This is a genomic window from Nonomuraea mangrovi, assembly GCF_042681425.1.
Lineage (GTDB): Bacteria > Actinomycetota > Actinomycetes > Streptosporangiales > Streptosporangiaceae > Nonomuraea > Nonomuraea mangrovi.
Window position 1 is genome coordinate 55,627 of the sequence record NZ_JBHUFV010000082.1, and the last position, 15,284, is coordinate 70,910.

Consider the following 15,284-nt stretch of genomic DNA (forward strand, 5'->3'; position numbering starts at 1 on the left):
AGTGCGGCAGGTCACATCTCTCACTAGCCGTCGACGTGCGCGCCTGCCGGTCCCGCTTCGCCGCCGCGCGTCATGTCGCGGTCAAGGTCGAACGGGTCGGCGGGTTCACCGGATACGGCGTCGAGCGGCCCCTGCGCCAGCCTGGTCACCTCGGGGGGGACCGGCGGCGCGAAGTCGGCCACCAGGCGCAGGCCCGTGAGCACGTCGTCGGGTCGAACGGCCGGAGTCACGTGCCGAACAACCATGCGCAGTATGACACACGACTGTCCTGGCACCTGAGCTGCGGTTCCTTCTGAAGCCAGTGTCAGCACCGCCTCGCGGGCGTCGAATCGCCGCATCCCCTTCTTGGTGAGGCGTTCGACCTCGACGGTGCCCGCCGCGAGGAACTTCTCCACTGCCACGCGCGCGAGCTCACTGTCCGCGCCGGACAGCCTCAGCTCCCACGCCGAACCCTCCAGGCGGTCGGCGAGCGCTCCAGAACGCGCCTCGACGACGTCGAGGACGTCGAGGCCTGGAGGCAGCGAGGCGTCGAGATCCGCGCGGATCCTCCCGGGATCGCACGGCTCGGTCAGGCCGAGCTCGAGGTATTCGGCCTCGCTGGCGACACCCGTCGGCGCCGCACCCGCGTAGGAGATCTTCGGATGGGGAGAGAAACCCGCGCTGAAGGCCACAGGAATGCCGGCACGGCGAACCGCCCTCTCGACGGCCCGCGAGATGTCGCGGTGGCTGGTGAAGCGCAGGCGTCCGCGCTTGGCGTAGCGCACGCGTACGCGCTGCACCGTGGGCGCGGGCGGAGGCCCCTCGGGAACAGGCTTCAGAACGTCGTCTTCCTTCCCGTGTCAGAGTTACTTCTTTTTCAGGATAAGGCTGTCTCTATACCACAGTGAGCGGCAGCAGCTTCTTACCCGTCGGACCGATTTGAATCTCGGTGCCCATGGTGGGGCAGACGCCGCAGTCGTAGCAGGGAGTCCACCGGCAGTCCTCGACCTCGGTCTCGGTGACGGCGTCCTGCCAGTCCTGCCAGAGCCATTCGCGGTCGAGACCGGCGTCGAGGTGGTCCCATGGCAGGACCTCGTTCTCCTCGCGCTCACGCGTGGTGTACCAGTCGACCGCGACACCCGCCTTCTCGGCGGCGGTCATCCAGCGGTCGTAGGAGAAGTGCTCGCTCCAGCCGTCGAAGCGGCCGCCGTCCTCCCAGGCGGCCCTGATGACCGCGCCGACCCTGCGGTCGCCACGCGAGAGCAGGCCCTCCACGATCGAGGGCTTGCCGTCGTGGTAACGGTAGCCGATGGCCTTGCCGTACTCCCTGTCGCCGCGCAGCGACTCGCGCAGGGCCTTGAGCCGCCGGTCGACGGTCTCGTGATCGGCCTGCGCGGCCCACTGGAACGGGGTGTGCGGCTTGGGCACGAACCCGCCGATGGAGACCGTGCAGCGGATGTCGCGCGAGCCCGTGGCCTCGCGGCCCGCCTTGATGACCTTCTTGGCCAGATCGGCGATGCCCAGCACGTCCTCGTCCTGCTCGGTGGGCAGGCCGCACATGAAGTAGAGCTTCACCTGACGCCAGCCCTGGCTGTAGGCCGTGGTGACGGTGCGAATCAGGTCTTCCTCGGTGACCATCTTGTTGATCACCTTGCGCATGCGCTCGGAACCGCCTTCGGGCGCGAAGGTCAGGCCCGAACGGCGGCCGTTGCGCGAGAACTCGTTGGCCAGGTCGATGTTGAAGGCGTCGACCCTGGTGGAGGGCAGCGACAGCGAGGTGTTGGTGCCCTCGTAGCGGTCGGCCAGGCCCTTGGCCACCTCGCCGATCTCCGAGTGGTCGGCCGACGAGAGCGACAGCAGGCCGACCTCGTTGAAGCCGGACTCGCGGATGCCGTTCTCGACCATGGCGCCGATCGTGGTGATCGACCGCTCGCGGACGGGACGCGTGATCATGCCGGCCTGGCAGAACCTGCAGCCCCTGGTGCAGCCGCGGAAGATCTCCACGCTGAACCGCTCATGAACGGTCTCGGCCAGCGGGACGAGCGGCTTCTTCGGATATGGCCACTCGTCGAGGTCCATGACGGTGTGCTTGTGCACGCGCCACGGCACGTTGCTCCTGTTGGGAGCGACGCGCTTGATGCGCCCGTCGGGGTGGTACTCGACGTCGTAGAACTTCGGGACGTACACGCCGCCCGACTCGGCCAGCCGCATCAGCAGCTCGTCACGACCGCCCGGCCGTCCCTCGGCCTTCCACTCTCGGACGACCTCGCTGATGGCGATGGCGATCTGCTCGCCGTCACCCAGCACGGCCGCGTCGAGGAAGTCGGCGATCGGCTCGGGGTTGAAGGCGGCGTGGCCGCCGGCCAGCACGATCGGGTCGTCGTCGCCGCGGTCGACCGACATCAGCGGGATGCCGGCCAGGTCGAGCGCGGTCAGCATGTTGGTGTAGCCCAACTCCGTGGAGAACGACACGCCGAGCACGTCGAAGGCGCGCACGGGCCGGTGACCGTCCACGGTGAACTGAGGGACGCCCTCCGCGCGCATGAGCGCCTCGAGGTCGGGCCACACGGAGTAGGTGCGCTCGGCCAGCGTGTCGGGCAGCTCGTTGAGGATCTCGTAGAGGATGGCCACGCCCTGGTTGGGCAGGCCGACCTCGTAGGCGTCGGGATACATCAGCGCCCAGCGCACCGACGCCTCGTCCCAGTCCTTCACCGTCGAGTTGAGTTCACCCCCGACGTACTGGATCGGCTTCTGCACCTTGGGCAGCAGCGCTTCCAGGCGTGGGAACAATGACTCGACAGACATAGCACCAAGGGTAATGGAGCGACAACACCACTGTGTCGGGCCCGAGGATCGCCGTCAGAAGGGTCTCTCCCTGATCCTGATCGCCTGCAGCATTCCCACCGCGATCAGGTTGGCGAAGGTCGAGGTGCCGCCGTAGGAGACGAACGGCAGCGGCAGCCCAGTGATCGGCATGATCCCGATCGTCATCCCGATGTTGACGAAGGACTGGAACGCCAGCCAGCACACGATCGTGCCCGCCACCAGCGTGCCGAAGCGGTCCTCGCACTGCTTGGCGATGTGCAGGCCGCGCATCAGCACCACGCCGAGCAGCGCCACGACCGTGACCGAGCCGAGGAAGCCGAACTCCTCGCCCGCGACGGTGAAGATGAAGTCGGTGTGCTGCTCGGGCACGAACCTGCCCGTCGTCTGGCCGCCCATGAACAGACCCTTGCCGAAGAGCTCGCCCGAGCCGATCGCGATCAGCGACTGCGTGCTGTTGTAGCCGACTCCCCGCGGGTCCACGCTCGGGTCGAGGAAGGCGGTGAACCGCGCGATCTGGTACGGCTCCAGCAGGTCGAAGACCCACACGCACACCCCGGCGGCCACGACGGACAGCGTCAGCAGGATGATCCACCGCTTCTGGACCCCCCCGATGACCAGCGCCGCCGCGGCGATGACGGCCAGCACGAGGGTGGTGCCGAGGTCGGGCTGGAGCATGACCAGGCCCATCGTCCCCGCCGCCAGCACCAGCGCGAACAGCACGTCGAGCCCGCGGGGCCGGTCGGTGCCCTCCGCCGGCTGGGCGAGCAGCATCGACAGCATCAGGATCAGCCCGACCTTGGCGAACTCCGAGGGTTGGATCGCGAATCCGCCGCCGAGCATGATCCACGAGTGCGAGCCGTTGACCGTCGTGCCTACGGGCGTCGCCACCAGCACCAGCCCGGCCACCGTCACCAGGTACGCCATCGGCGCGTAGGCCCGCAGCATCCGGTGGTCGATCATCGCCACCGCGCCGCACATCACCGCGCCGATGATCAGGTTGAGCGCGTGCTTCTTGACCAGTCCCGTGGACCCCAGCGCCCACGTGCGGGTCGAGGACCACACCAGCAACGTGCCGATCACGCCCAGCGCGGCGACCGCCACCAGCATGACCCAGTCGAGCCGCCACAGCGCCGACTGCGCGTCCACGGCCTTCAACGCGAAGGCTCTGCGTGGCCTCAGATGCGTGCGGGCCGTCATCGCGCCACCGTGCCGTCACTCTTGATCTTCGGAAGCTGGCCGGTCGGCAATTCGGGCCGCCCGCCCTTGCCCTCTCCCTTGGCCTGGCCCTTCTCCGGATCCTTGGCCTGGTCCTTGGCCGGATCCTTGGTCTGGCCGTCGGCCCCCGACTCGAAGCCGTAGATCCCCTCGTAGATCTCCCGGGCCGCGGGCGCCGCGGTGGAACCGCCCATTCCGCCCTGCGACACCATCACCACGACCACGAACCTGGGCTTCTCGGTCGGCGCGAACGAGGCGAACCACGAGGTGTCGGCCTTGCCCCACACCTCGGCCGTGCCCGTCTTGCCGCCGACCTTCACCTTGTCCATCGGGAACCCGCTGAAGGCGCCTGCCGCGGTGCCGTCGGAGGCGACCTGGCTGAGCGCTTTCTTGATGTAGGCCCGCTCGGTGGCGCTCAGCGGCAGCTTGCCCCTGACCGGGACCTCGATCTTCTTCACCAGCGTGCCGTCGGGCCGTACCTGCGCCCACCCGATCCGCGGGCTGCGCACCTTGCCGTCACTGACCAGCGCCGCGTACGCGGCCGCCAGCTGCAGCGGCGTCACGAGCACGTCGCCCTGCCCGATGGAGAAGTTGGCGGCGTCTCCCGGCCGCAGCAGGTAGCCCTCCAGGCAGTTCTCGTAGGCCAGGCGCTTGAGGAAGGCGGCCCTGGCCCTGTCGGTCACCTCCGGATAGCCGGTGCGCGCGCGGCGGCAGTTGTTGGCGCTGGTGGCGGTCCACAGCTCCTTCTTCCACGTCCTGTCGGGGATCCTGCCCGACGACTCTCCCGGCAGGTCGACGCCCGTGGGACTGCCGAAACCGAAGGCCCGTGCCATGTTGGCGAACCGCTCCTTCGGCGGCTTCTTCGGCCGCAGCCCGCCGTCCTTGATCCACTGCTCGTAGGAGGACCTGTAGAAGATCGTGTCGCACGACTTCACCAGCGCGGTGTGAAGCGAGAGGGTGCCGAGGCCGATCCCGCGGAAGTTGCTGAACGACCGGCTGCCGACCATGTAGGAGCCCGGGCAGGCGTACTGGCCGTGCAGCGGGTACCCCGCACGCAGCATCGCCGACACCGACGACACCTTGAACGTCGAGCCGGGCGCGAACTGCCCGTTGATGGCCCGCGAGACCAGTGGCTTGCCCTCCTTCTCCGACAGCAGCCGCTGGTACTCCTTCTCGGAGATCCCGCCCGTCCAGATCGAGGGGTCGTAGCCGGGCGCGCTGGCCAGCGCCAGCACCCTGCCCGACCGGGGGTCGAGCACGACCCCCGCCGCGCCGTCCGCCTGGGGCACCTTCTTCATCGCCCCGTTGATGGCCTTCTCCACGATGCCCTGGATCCGCGCGTCGATGCTGGTGATCAGCGTGTCGCCGGGAATGGGCGCCACGCGCTGCTCCACCCCGAGCGACTTGCCCATCCGGTCGACCTGGACCTTGCGCAGCCCCGTCTTGCCACGCAGCGCCTCGTCGTAGACGAACTCCAGGCCGTCCCGCCCCACCACGTCGACGCCGGAGAACTCGGCCTTCAGCCCCGCGCGCTTCTCCAGCTCCTCCTCGGTGGCCGGCTGCAGGTAGCCGAGCATCTGCGCCCCCGCCTTGCCGCCCGGGTACTCCCTGACGGCCTGCACCTCGGCCGTCACGCCGGGGAACTCCTCCTGGCGCTCCAGGATCTGCAGCGCCTCGCGCGTGGTGGCCTTCTGGTCGATGGGGATCGGCTGGTACGGCGAGCCCGTCCAGCACGGCCTGGTCACGCCTGGCCCGCACGGCTGGATGCGCTTCTCCAGCAGCTTGGCGGGAGTGCCGAGCACGCCCGCGAGCCGTTGGAGCACCGCGGCGCCGCCGTCGCTCATCCTGATCAGCGCGGTCCTGTCCACCGAGATCACCAGCGCCGTCCGGTTGCGGACGAGCGGCCGTCCCCACGCGTCGAGGATCTGCCCTCGTACGGCGGGCACGATGACGTTCCTGTTCCTGGTCTCGTCGGCGGCGCTGACGAACTCCGCGCCACGCATCATCTGGACCTGCCACAGCCGTACCGCCAGCACCGCCAGCATCGTGACGACCAGCACGTGGAGCACGAGGAGCCTGGTGCGCATCCTGGTCATGCCGCGAACTCCTCCGATCTGCCGACGGTGAGCAGCCAGATGACCACAGGGGCCGCGAGCAGCGAGTAGAACACGGTGACGGGCACGCCCGACGCGATCGAGGCCGCCGTCACGCGCGGATCGCCGATCAACCAGCCCACGGCGCCCGCCAGCAGCGGCGCCGCCAGCACGCACAGCATGACGGTCGGGACCGTCCCTCCCAGCCCGCGTCCCGCGACGTAGCCGACCAGCGCGTAGACGAAGGCGTACTGCCCGAGCACGTGCGCCGTCGGCGGCATCAGGTCCACCAGCATCCCCGCGCTGAACCCGATCATCGCCCCCGCCGAGGGCCCCCTGGCCAGCGCCATCCCGATCACGACCAGCAGCACCAGATCGGGCCCGCCGCCGGGCGGGAGCGGGAACCTGTTGACGACCGTGACCTGCACCAGCAGCGCGACCAGCACGGCCAGGACAGCGATCATCGCTCGCCCGCCAGTCTGGGCAGCACCGCGTCGCGCGGGTCGCGCCGCGGCGCGGCGATCACCACCCCCACCGCGTCGAGAGCGCTGAGGTCGGCGAAGGGGCGCGCGTAGGCGATGCGGGTCAGCTCGCCCGGCGTCGCCTCCACCCGCTCGATCACCCCGATCGGCACCCCCGGCACGTACGGCACGCCGCGCTGCGAGCCGAAGCTGACGATCCTGGTGCCCGGGGTCAGCTGGGCGGTGGAGTCGAGCAACCGGAACTGCACCAGCCTGCCGTACTCGCCGACGCCGTGGATGACGCCGATCTCGTTGCCGCCCTCGAGCCTGGCACCCGCCGACGAAGCGGGATCGCTCAGCAACATGACGGTCGCGTTCCTCGCCGTCGCCTGCACCACCCTTCCCACCAGTCCCTCGCCGTTGATCACCGTCATCTCCGGCCGCACCCCGTCGCTGGTGCCGGCGTCGATCTCGATCGCGTCCTCGAACCCCGGATGGCCCCTGCGGGCCACCACGTTCGCGGGCACGATGGTGTAGCCGCCGCGCTTGGAGGTGCCGAGCAGCCTGCGCAGTTCCGCCGAGCGGGCCTTGTCCAGGCTCTCCGCCGCGAGGTCGGCACGGAGCCTGGCGTTCTGGGCCTCCAGCTCCTTGATCCTGTCGCGGGCCCCGGTGGCCCCCGCGATCGCGCCGACGAAGTCGCTGACAGGAGTAACCACACCGGCGACGAACCGCTCCGCGGTGCCGAACAGGGACGAACCGACTCCGCGCAGCAGGCCGAAGGGCGAGCTCCCGTTCGCGCGGTGATCGATGGTCAGCACCACCAGCGCCACGGCGAGCAGCAGTCCGAGGATCAGCCTTGCCCGGCGCGTATCTCTCATCTCAGTGACGTGGTTCCGGTACGAGCACGGCGTGGAGCGCCTCGAACTCCTCGACGCACTTGCCTGAGCCGAGCGCCACGGAGTCGAGCGGGTTCTCCACCATGTGCACGGGCATGCCGGTCTCGTCCCTCAGCCGCTCGTCGAGCCCCTTGAGCAGGGCTCCGCCACCGGTGAGAGCGATGCCCCTGTCCATCAGGTCGCCCGACAGCTCCGGCGGGCACTTGTCGAGCGTGGTCTTGACCGCGTCGATGATGGTGTTGACCTGCTCCCTGATCGCCTTCCTGATCTCCTCGGCGGAGACCACGATCGTCTTGGGCAACCCGCTGACCAGGTCACGGCCCCGGATCTCGGCGTGGAACTCGTCCTCGGACGCGCACGCCGAGCCGATGGCCATCTTGATCTCCTCTGCGGTGCGCTCGCCGAGCATCAGCGAGTGTTCCTTCTTCGCGAAGGTGATCACCGCCTGGTCCAGCTCGTCGCCGCCGACCCTGATCGACTGGCTGGTCACCACGCCACCCATCGAGATGATGGCGACCTCGGTGGTGCCGCCGCCGATGTCGACGACCATGTTGCCCGTCGGCTCGTGGACCGGCAGACCTGCGCCGATCGCCGCGGCCATGGGCTCCTCGACGATGTAGACCTTGCGCGCGCCAGCCTGGTAGCCGGCCTCCTTCACCGCCCGCTGCTCCACACCGGTGATCCCGCTGGGCACGGCGATGATGATGCGCGGCTTGGCGAAGTGGCGGCGCTTGTGGACTCGCTGGATGAAGTAGCGCAACATCCGCTCGGTCACGTCGAAGTCGGCGATCACCCCGTCCTTCAGGGGGCGCACGGCGACGATGTTGCCCGGCGTCCGGCCGATCATCCGCTTGGCCTCGATGCCAACCGCGACGATCTTGCCGGTGGTGGTATTGATCGCGACGACGGACGGCTCGTTGAGCACGATGCCGCGGCCACGCACGTAGACCAACGTGTTGGCGGTACCGAGATCGACTGCCATGTCACGGCCGAGAAAGGCGAGCCTGCTGCTCATGGGGAGCCCCGTAACGTCGTTCGCGAATAATTACGGATCGCATTTGAATCGTAACGTGACGTACCCTCCTGGGAGCGCAATGAGCCCGGGTGCCCCACAAAAATCTTGTCGCCTCCCCGTCACCACCCGTTTGCCCGCAAACCACCATCAGCTCAGACACGCCGCGAGCGCCGCGCCCGAGGGCCGTCACCGAGGGCCCCTCGACGGGGTGGCCGAGGTGCGGAATAGCCCGATTTGTCAGGGGTTTACGAGGTGGCGATAAGTCCGTTTCGCCGGATTCTTGCACGGTAAGGGCCATGCAAAATCACACCAAGGACGATCACTGAGATCACGCCCGCCTCGTCACCCTACGAGCGCCGCCTCCGGCCCGAACCGCCCATGACCATCCCCGGTCCATGCCCGTCACCCCCATGACCGTCATCCCCTATGACCGTCACCCCCGAGACCATCACCCGGAGACCATCACCGCCGCCACCCGGAGCCCATCACCGCCGCGGCAAGCCCAAACCCAAGCCCACAATCTCACCCCCAAGCTCACGATCTCCCCGCCCAGCCCACGACTCACACCACGGCCTCAGCGCACCGAACACGGCCTCACTGCTCACGCCACGGCGTCTCACTCCGCCCGTACCGCTGCCTCACCGCGCGCGCCACGCCCTCACCGCCCGGACCATGGCCTCTCACTCCGCCCGCACCGCTGCCTCACCGCGCGCGCCACGCCCTCACCGCCCGGACCATGGCCTCTCACTCCGCCCGCACCGCTGCCTCACCGCGCGCGCCACGGCCTCACCGCCCGGACCCACCACACTTCACCGCCCGACCCACGGCTCACCGTCCGGACCACCGCTTCACCGCCCGGACCACAGCCTCACCCTGCGCGCCACGGGTTCACCCACCGTCCCCGCCGTCGCGGAGAACCCATGGCAGCCCGCGCAGGCGCGGCGCCGCCCCGAGAGCGCCGCATGGCGGACACCATCGCCCAGCGGAGACACCCTCCGCCCGGGAACCGGTGCCTCCAGAGCCCACCACCACAGAAGGCAGGCATCAGGAGATCTCCCCCGCAAAGCCGTCGGCCAAGCCCTCGAAACGCCGAACGCCGGCCCCGCGTTCGTGCGGGGCCGGCGTCCGTGGTCGAACCTCAGAAACGGTCCGGGAAGAAGATCTTGATCTCGCGCGCGGACGACTCGGGCGAGTCGGAGCCGTGGACGACGTTCTCGCCGATCTCCAGAGCGTGGTCGCCCCGGATCGTGCCGGGGGCGGACTTCACCGGGTCGGTCAGACCGGCCAGCGAACGGAACGCCTCGACGGCGCGGGGGCCCTCGACCACGAGGGCGACCAGCGGCGCGGAGGTGATGAACTCCACCAGCTCGCCGAAGAACGGCCGCTCGGAGTGCTCGGCGTAGTGGGCCTTGGCGGTCTCGGCGTCGAGCTGGCGCAGCTCCATGGCCACGATCTTGAGGCCCTTGCGCTCGATGCGAGCGATCACGTCACCGATGAGGCCGCGCTTCACCCCGTCGGGCTTGATCAGGACAAGAGTGCGCTCGGACACTGGTGGTTCTCCTTTGAACTGGATGTCTTGGTCGCGAAATGCGGCGAACGCGCGAAGCTTACCGCCCTCTCACGAATTCCCCGCGCTCGACGGCGTCCACCAGGCCGACTGCCCCGTCCGCCACGGCGCTCACCTAGTCGGCGTCGGAGTCTTCGGGAGACTGGGTGGGCGGTGGCACCACCGGCACGGGCCCCGTCCCCTCACCAGGCCGCTCCGCCTGGCCATTTCCCGTGGCCGGCCCTTCGCTGACCGCCCCGTCCGACGCGGCACCGTCGGGCGAGGGCTCTCCGTCCGCGGCGTCCTTGCGCTCAGACGTCCTGCTGGTGCCGCCGTTGGGCGTCCTCTCCGGCACGTCGGTCCCGGACAAGGCTGTGCCGTACCGGGTCCCGTCCGGCACTCCGCCCTCGGACGAACCTGCGCCGTACGAGGGCTTGTCCACTGCCCCACCCTCGGACGAACCCGTGCTGCCGTACGAGGGTTTGTCGGCCGCCTCGCCCTTGGAAGAGCCTGTGCCATACGGGCGCCTGTCCGAGGCGTCACGCGTGGACGAGCGTGCGCTCGGGGACGCGTCACCCTTGGACGTTCCCGCGCCGTGCGGGGGCCTGTTCAAGGCCTCACCCGTGGACGAGCCTGCGCTCGGGGACGCGTCACCCCTGGACGAACCCGCGCCGTGCGGGGGCCTGTTCGAGGCCTCACCCGTGGACGAGCCTGCGGCATGGGGGGATCCGTCCTCGCCGTGCACGCGCCGCGGCGTGACGCCCTCAGAGGAGGACGCGGAGCCCGGGCGGCTCCTGCCAGAGGAAGCCCCGTCAGCGGACGCCCGGTCACCCGCGACCTCCCGTCGAGCCGGCTTGGCGCGGGAGGAGGGCATCCTGGGCACCTCTCCCGTCGGCGCGTCCTCGTCCTGGGCGGTGGGGTTCGGCCTGGCAGTCGTCCCATCAGGCTCCTCCGGCGCGATCCCGTCGCCCGCCACGGGGAACTCGTCCGGCCACTCCCGCCGATGACCGTCGACGGCGCCCAGGCCCGCCTGTTCGGCGGTGGTCGCCGGCACCGCCTCGGCCGCGGGAGCCGTACCCTCCACATCCCCGGGAACTCCGCAGGGAATCTCGGATTCGGTCTCGGAGGCGCGGGCTGCCGAGCGCCGCCCCAGCAGGGCAGCCAGCACGATCACAGCCACCACCAGGAATCCGCCGATGAGCGCCCACAGGTGCAGCGCCTCCACGAACCTGTCGACGAGCTGCTGCGCCGACTGCGGCCTGCCGAGCAGCACCATCTGGATGCCGGTGCCGAGCAGGTATCCGGCCAGTACGCCGGGGAAACACAGCGTCAGCCCGTAGAGTGCCGCCCCCGGCCCCGACATCCGCAGTGCCGCCGTCAGCGCCACCGCGGCACCCACCGCCAGCAGCGCGAACGGCACGACGAGCATGAACCCGTCGCCGGCGGGCACCATGAGCCGAACCGTGCACAGTCCCAGCACGATCGTGACCAGGCCCGCCCTGGACAGCCGCTGCATCGACGCCATGTCAAGCATGCCGACGGCCAGCGCCGCGCCCGCGCCCATGAGCGCGCAGACCAGGAAGGGCAGCCACAGGCCGTTCAGCCCTGGCCCGCCGACCCCGCCCAGCTCCATGTAGGTGACCTGAGCGGCCGTCGGCAGCACCACGACCCCGACCGCGAGCATCGCGTAGGCGAGACTGCGGCCCGCGGGCCCCTCGAACGTGCCGATCGAGGCCAGCGTCAGCAACGCGGCGACGGAGAACAGCGCGGCCAGGATGACCAGCGCGGGCGGCCAGCCGAACGTGGTGCCGACGGCCAGCACGGCCAGCCCCGCGGCGGGGACGGCGGTCAGCGTCAGCCTGGTGCGCTCGACCGCGCGCGGCCCCGGCGTGCTCGGGGCGCCCGTCGCGACGCCGACCGCGAGGTAGATCGCCGCCAGCCCGAGCGCGATGCCGGTGAGCAGCGGGTACGGCTGCAGCGTGATCCGCCAGTCACGCACGTCGTCGAGCGGCCACAGCGCCAGCGCCTGGGCGGCGAGCAGGCTGACGGCGAGCATGCCCGTCCAGAGCGCGCGCAGCAGCGGCGCCCGCTCCCAGGCGGCCATCAGCAGCGCCGGGACCAGCAGGCCCGCGCCCACCCCATGGACCACGCGCAGCGCCCCCACCAGGAAGGCCGATCCCGCGAAGCCGCCCGCCGCGTCGGCCACCGCCAGTACGGCGAGCCCGGTGAGCAGGATCGGCGCGGCCTTCATCCGCTGCACGAGCACCGAGGCCAGCGGCACGGTGAGCATCATCGCGGGCAGCGCCAGCCCGTGCGCCCTGATCAGGTCGAGCTTGTCGAACTCCGGCGGCAGCAACCCGGAGACCAGGGACACGGTGTTGGGGATGGAGAGGATCGCCAGGGGTAGCGCGGCGACGATCAGCAGCCCGAGTATCACGTCAAGCAGCCAGGCGAACCTGGCGCCTGTGGCGGGTCCGGGCAGGCCCATGGCCTGGGACCGCTCGATTGGGGGGACGGCCATGTTGGCCGACTTTAGCGGGAAGTCACGCCCTCGACACGGCGAGCGACGAATATCGCCGTGATCCACAGTGCCGCGAAGATCGTTCCGAGGACGAACATCATGGGCACCAGGAACCCCGTGGCGATCGCCAGCACCTGCACGATGCTGCCGATGATGTAGCCGACAGGCCGCTTGAGCAGGCCCGCAGCGACCACGCACAGCACCGCGAGGCCGATGCCGACCGTCACCGCGACCCCGACAGGGATCCCCTGGATCTGGATGGCGACGGGAGTGATGAGCGCGACCACGATCGCCTGCATCCCGAGCACGCTGGCGCCTAGTCGGCGCATGCCGGGCGTCACCTCGAAGTTCATGGCTTGTCCACCTTCAACAGCAGGCGAGCGTCGCCCGCGGTCACGACCGAGCCGGTGATGAGAACGCCGGTGCCGCTGAACTCGCCCGCGGCGTCGGCGATGCCGATGCCCCTGTCGATGGCGTCGTCGAGACGCTCCACGACGTGCACGCGGTCCTCGCCGAACACGCCTTCGGCCAGTTCGCCCAGCTCCTCCGCGGACATCGACCGCGGTGAGGAGTTCCTGGTGACGATGATCTCGTCCAGGACCGGCTCGAGGAGCTCGAGCAGGCCGCTGACGTCCTTGTCCGCCATCACCGCCATGACGCCGATCACCTTGGCGAAGTCGAACGCCTCGTGCAGCCCGTCGAGCGTGGCCTCCATGCCACCGGTGTTGTGCGCGGCGTCGACGACGACCGTGGGGTTCCTGCGGACAACCTCCAGCCGGCCCGGCGAGGAGGCCTGGGCGAAGGCCTGCCGTACCAGCTCGACGTCGAGGGGGTCGTCGCCCGCGGTCAGCGCCTCGACGGCCGCCAGTGCGCAGACGGCGTTGCCGGCCTGGTGCGCGCCGTACAGGGGCAGGTAGACGTCCTCGTAGACGCCCTTGAGGCCGCGCAGGGTGAGCAGCTGGCCGCCCATCGCCACCTCGCGGCTCAGCACGCCGAACTCCAGCCCCTCGCGCGCCACCACCGCGCCCACCTCTGCGGCCTTGCGCATGAGCACCTCGGCGGCCTCGAGATCCTGCTGCGCGAGGATCGTGGTGCCGCCGGGCTTGATGATGCCCGCCTTCTCGCCGGCGATCGACGGGATGTCGGGACCGAGCCTGTCGGTGTGGTCCAGCGAGATCGGCGTGATGATGGACACGGCGGCGTCCACGACGTTGGTGGCGTCCCAGGTGCCGCCCATCCCCGTCTCGATCACCGCGACGTCGACGGGCGTGTCGGCGAACGCCGCGTAGGCCATCGCCGTCAGCAGCTCGAAGTACTGGATGCGCCTGCCCTTGGTGTCGTTCAGCTCCACATAGGGCGCGATCTCCTCGTAGACCTCGGCGAACCGCTCCTCGCTCAGCGGCTCGCCGTCCACGACGATGCGCTCGCGCATGGTGATCAGGTGGGGGCTCGTGAAGCGCCCCACGCGCAGGTTGCGCTCCCTCAGCAGGGACTCGGTCAGCCGCGCCGTGCTCGTCTTGCCGTTCGTGCCGGCGATGTGCACGACGGGGTAGGCCTGCTGCGGGGAGCCGAGCAGGTCCAGAAGGGCCACGATTCTGTCCAGCGTCGGCTCGAAGTCCCATTCGACGCCGCGTTCCATGATGGCCCGCTCGACCGCACGATAATCCACATCACAACCCTATCCGGTCGTACGGCAGGCCCTTCCATAACGTCGGTCGTATGCACGTTTGGAGGGTAGGCCGCGCCTACGGCCGTTGCCATTCTTGGCCCATGGAAGGCGAAGGAATCACCAGGAAAACCGTGCTGAAGGCGGCTCTTTTAGCCGCCCCGCTCCCTTTGGTCGTCAGCCAGGCCAATGCCCTGGCCGGAGCGCCGCCCGCCCTCACCCCTTCGTGCGACGACGGCGACGACCCCACGCCGCCGCAGACCGAAGGTCCCTACTTCAAGCCGAACTCCCCACGCCGCTCGGTCCTCCCCGGCTCAGGCACCGCTCTGACAGTCAGCGGCTACGTCTTCGGCCTCGCCTGCCAGCCGCTGGCCAACGTGCTCATGGACTTCTGGCAGGCCGACCCCCAAGGCGCCTACGACAACCTCGGTTACGGCCTGCGCGGCCACCAGTTCACCGACGCGCAGGGCGCCTTCCGGCTGACGACCATCGTCCCAGGCCTCTACCCGGGCAGGACCAGGCACCTGCACGTGAAGCTGCAGGCGCCGAACCGTCCGGTCCTCACCACGCAGCTCTACTTCCCCGGCGAGCCCCGCAACAACACCGACACCATCTTCGACCCCGCGCTGCTCATGAACGTCCCGCAACCGGGCACGGCCACGTTCGACTTCGTGCTGAACGTTCCTGGAACCCCTCCGTCATCACCGCCCCCGTCGTCACCTCCTCCGGGCGGCGGCACGTGGCGGGCCGGCACCACCTATCCGACCGGCGCCCAGGTCGTGTACGGCGGGCAGACGTACCGCTGCCTCCAGGCCCACACGGCACAGGCGGGCTGGGAACCGCCCAACACTCCAGCGCTCTGGCAACGCGTCTGACGCCGCCGCCATTCTGATCCCAGCAATACAACAAGGGGGTCTCACCCAGCCGGTGAAACCCCGTGAAACGCCTGCGGAAAACGCCGGGAAAGCGCATACCCGGAAATGCAGAAAGGCCCCGCCGGGTATAACCCGGCAGGGCCTAACTGACAAGAATTGCGCGGCGGCGACCTACTCTCCCACACCCTCCC

Annotated in this window: 12 protein-coding genes; 1 reads left to right on the top strand and 11 read right to left on the bottom strand. The window is 69.7% G+C overall.

All coding sequences use genetic code 11. The features are described from left to right. Positions 1 to 23 precede the first annotated feature (23 nt). From ACFSKW_RS48815 to ACFSKW_RS48865, 11 genes are all read right to left on the bottom strand, one after another. Positions 24 to 764, bottom strand: coding sequence for a TIGR03936 family radical SAM-associated protein (locus tag ACFSKW_RS48815; protein ID WP_379581625.1), 741 nt, complete (start codon positions 762 to 764; stop codon positions 24 to 26). 109 nt (positions 765 to 873) lie between these two features. Continuing rightward, entirely contained in the window at positions 874 to 2,784 is a 1,911-nt protein-coding gene (locus ACFSKW_RS48820; RefSeq protein ID WP_379581627.1) for a TIGR03960 family B12-binding radical SAM protein, read from the bottom strand. Positions 2,785 to 2,838: 54 nt separating this feature from the next. After that, entirely contained in the window at positions 2,839 to 4,002 is a 1,164-nt protein-coding gene (gene rodA, locus ACFSKW_RS48825; protein ID WP_379581629.1) for a rod shape-determining protein RodA, read from the bottom strand. Further along, complete coding sequence (mrdA, locus tag ACFSKW_RS48830; RefSeq protein ID WP_379581631.1) at positions 3,999 to 6,116, bottom strand: penicillin-binding protein 2; 2,118 nt, start codon at positions 6,114 to 6,116, stop codon at positions 3,999 to 4,001. The genes rodA and mrdA overlap by 4 nt, the downstream gene beginning before the upstream one ends. After that, complete coding sequence (gene mreD / locus ACFSKW_RS48835; RefSeq protein ID WP_379581633.1) at positions 6,113 to 6,577, bottom strand: rod shape-determining protein MreD; 465 nt, start codon at positions 6,575 to 6,577, stop codon at positions 6,113 to 6,115. The genes mrdA and mreD overlap by 4 nt, the downstream gene beginning before the upstream one ends. Beyond that, positions 6,574 to 7,452, bottom strand: coding sequence for a rod shape-determining protein MreC (gene mreC, locus ACFSKW_RS48840; protein ID WP_379581635.1), 879 nt, complete (start codon positions 7,450 to 7,452; stop codon positions 6,574 to 6,576). Before mreC ends, mreD begins: the two co-directional genes overlap by 4 nt. A gap of 1 nt (position 7,453) precedes the next feature. Continuing rightward, complete coding sequence (locus tag ACFSKW_RS48845; RefSeq protein ID WP_379581637.1) at positions 7,454 to 8,485, bottom strand: rod shape-determining protein; 1,032 nt, start codon at positions 8,483 to 8,485, stop codon at positions 7,454 to 7,456. A gap of 1,138 nt (positions 8,486 to 9,623) precedes the next feature. Then, positions 9,624 to 10,034: a nucleoside-diphosphate kinase gene (ndk, locus tag ACFSKW_RS48850; protein WP_379581639.1), complete on the bottom strand. Its 411-nt coding sequence runs from the start codon at positions 10,032 to 10,034 to the stop codon at positions 9,624 to 9,626. A 133-nt stretch (positions 10,035 to 10,167) separates the two neighbouring features. After that, a complete protein-coding gene (locus ACFSKW_RS48855) occupies positions 10,168 to 12,552 on the bottom strand; it encodes a hypothetical protein (RefSeq protein ID WP_379581641.1) in 2,385 nt (794 codons plus the stop codon). An 11-nt stretch (positions 12,553 to 12,563) separates the two neighbouring features. Beyond that, positions 12,564 to 12,905 (bottom strand): DUF4233 domain-containing protein, encoded by a 342-nt coding sequence (locus ACFSKW_RS48860; protein WP_379581642.1) that lies wholly within the window; start codon positions 12,903 to 12,905, stop codon positions 12,564 to 12,566. After that, positions 12,902 to 14,191, bottom strand: coding sequence for a bifunctional folylpolyglutamate synthase/dihydrofolate synthase (locus tag ACFSKW_RS48865; RefSeq protein WP_379581649.1), 1,290 nt, complete (start codon positions 14,189 to 14,191; stop codon positions 12,902 to 12,904). Before ACFSKW_RS48865 ends, ACFSKW_RS48860 begins: the two co-directional genes overlap by 4 nt. A 131-nt stretch (positions 14,192 to 14,322) precedes the next feature. Here ACFSKW_RS48865 and ACFSKW_RS48870 point away from each other — a divergent pair, with 131 nt between their 5' ends. Continuing rightward, on the top strand, positions 14,323 to 15,093 hold the full coding sequence (locus ACFSKW_RS48870) for a dioxygenase family protein (RefSeq protein ID WP_379581644.1): 771 nt from the start codon (positions 14,323 to 14,325) through the stop codon (positions 15,091 to 15,093). The last annotated feature ends 191 nt before the right edge of the window (positions 15,094 to 15,284 follow it).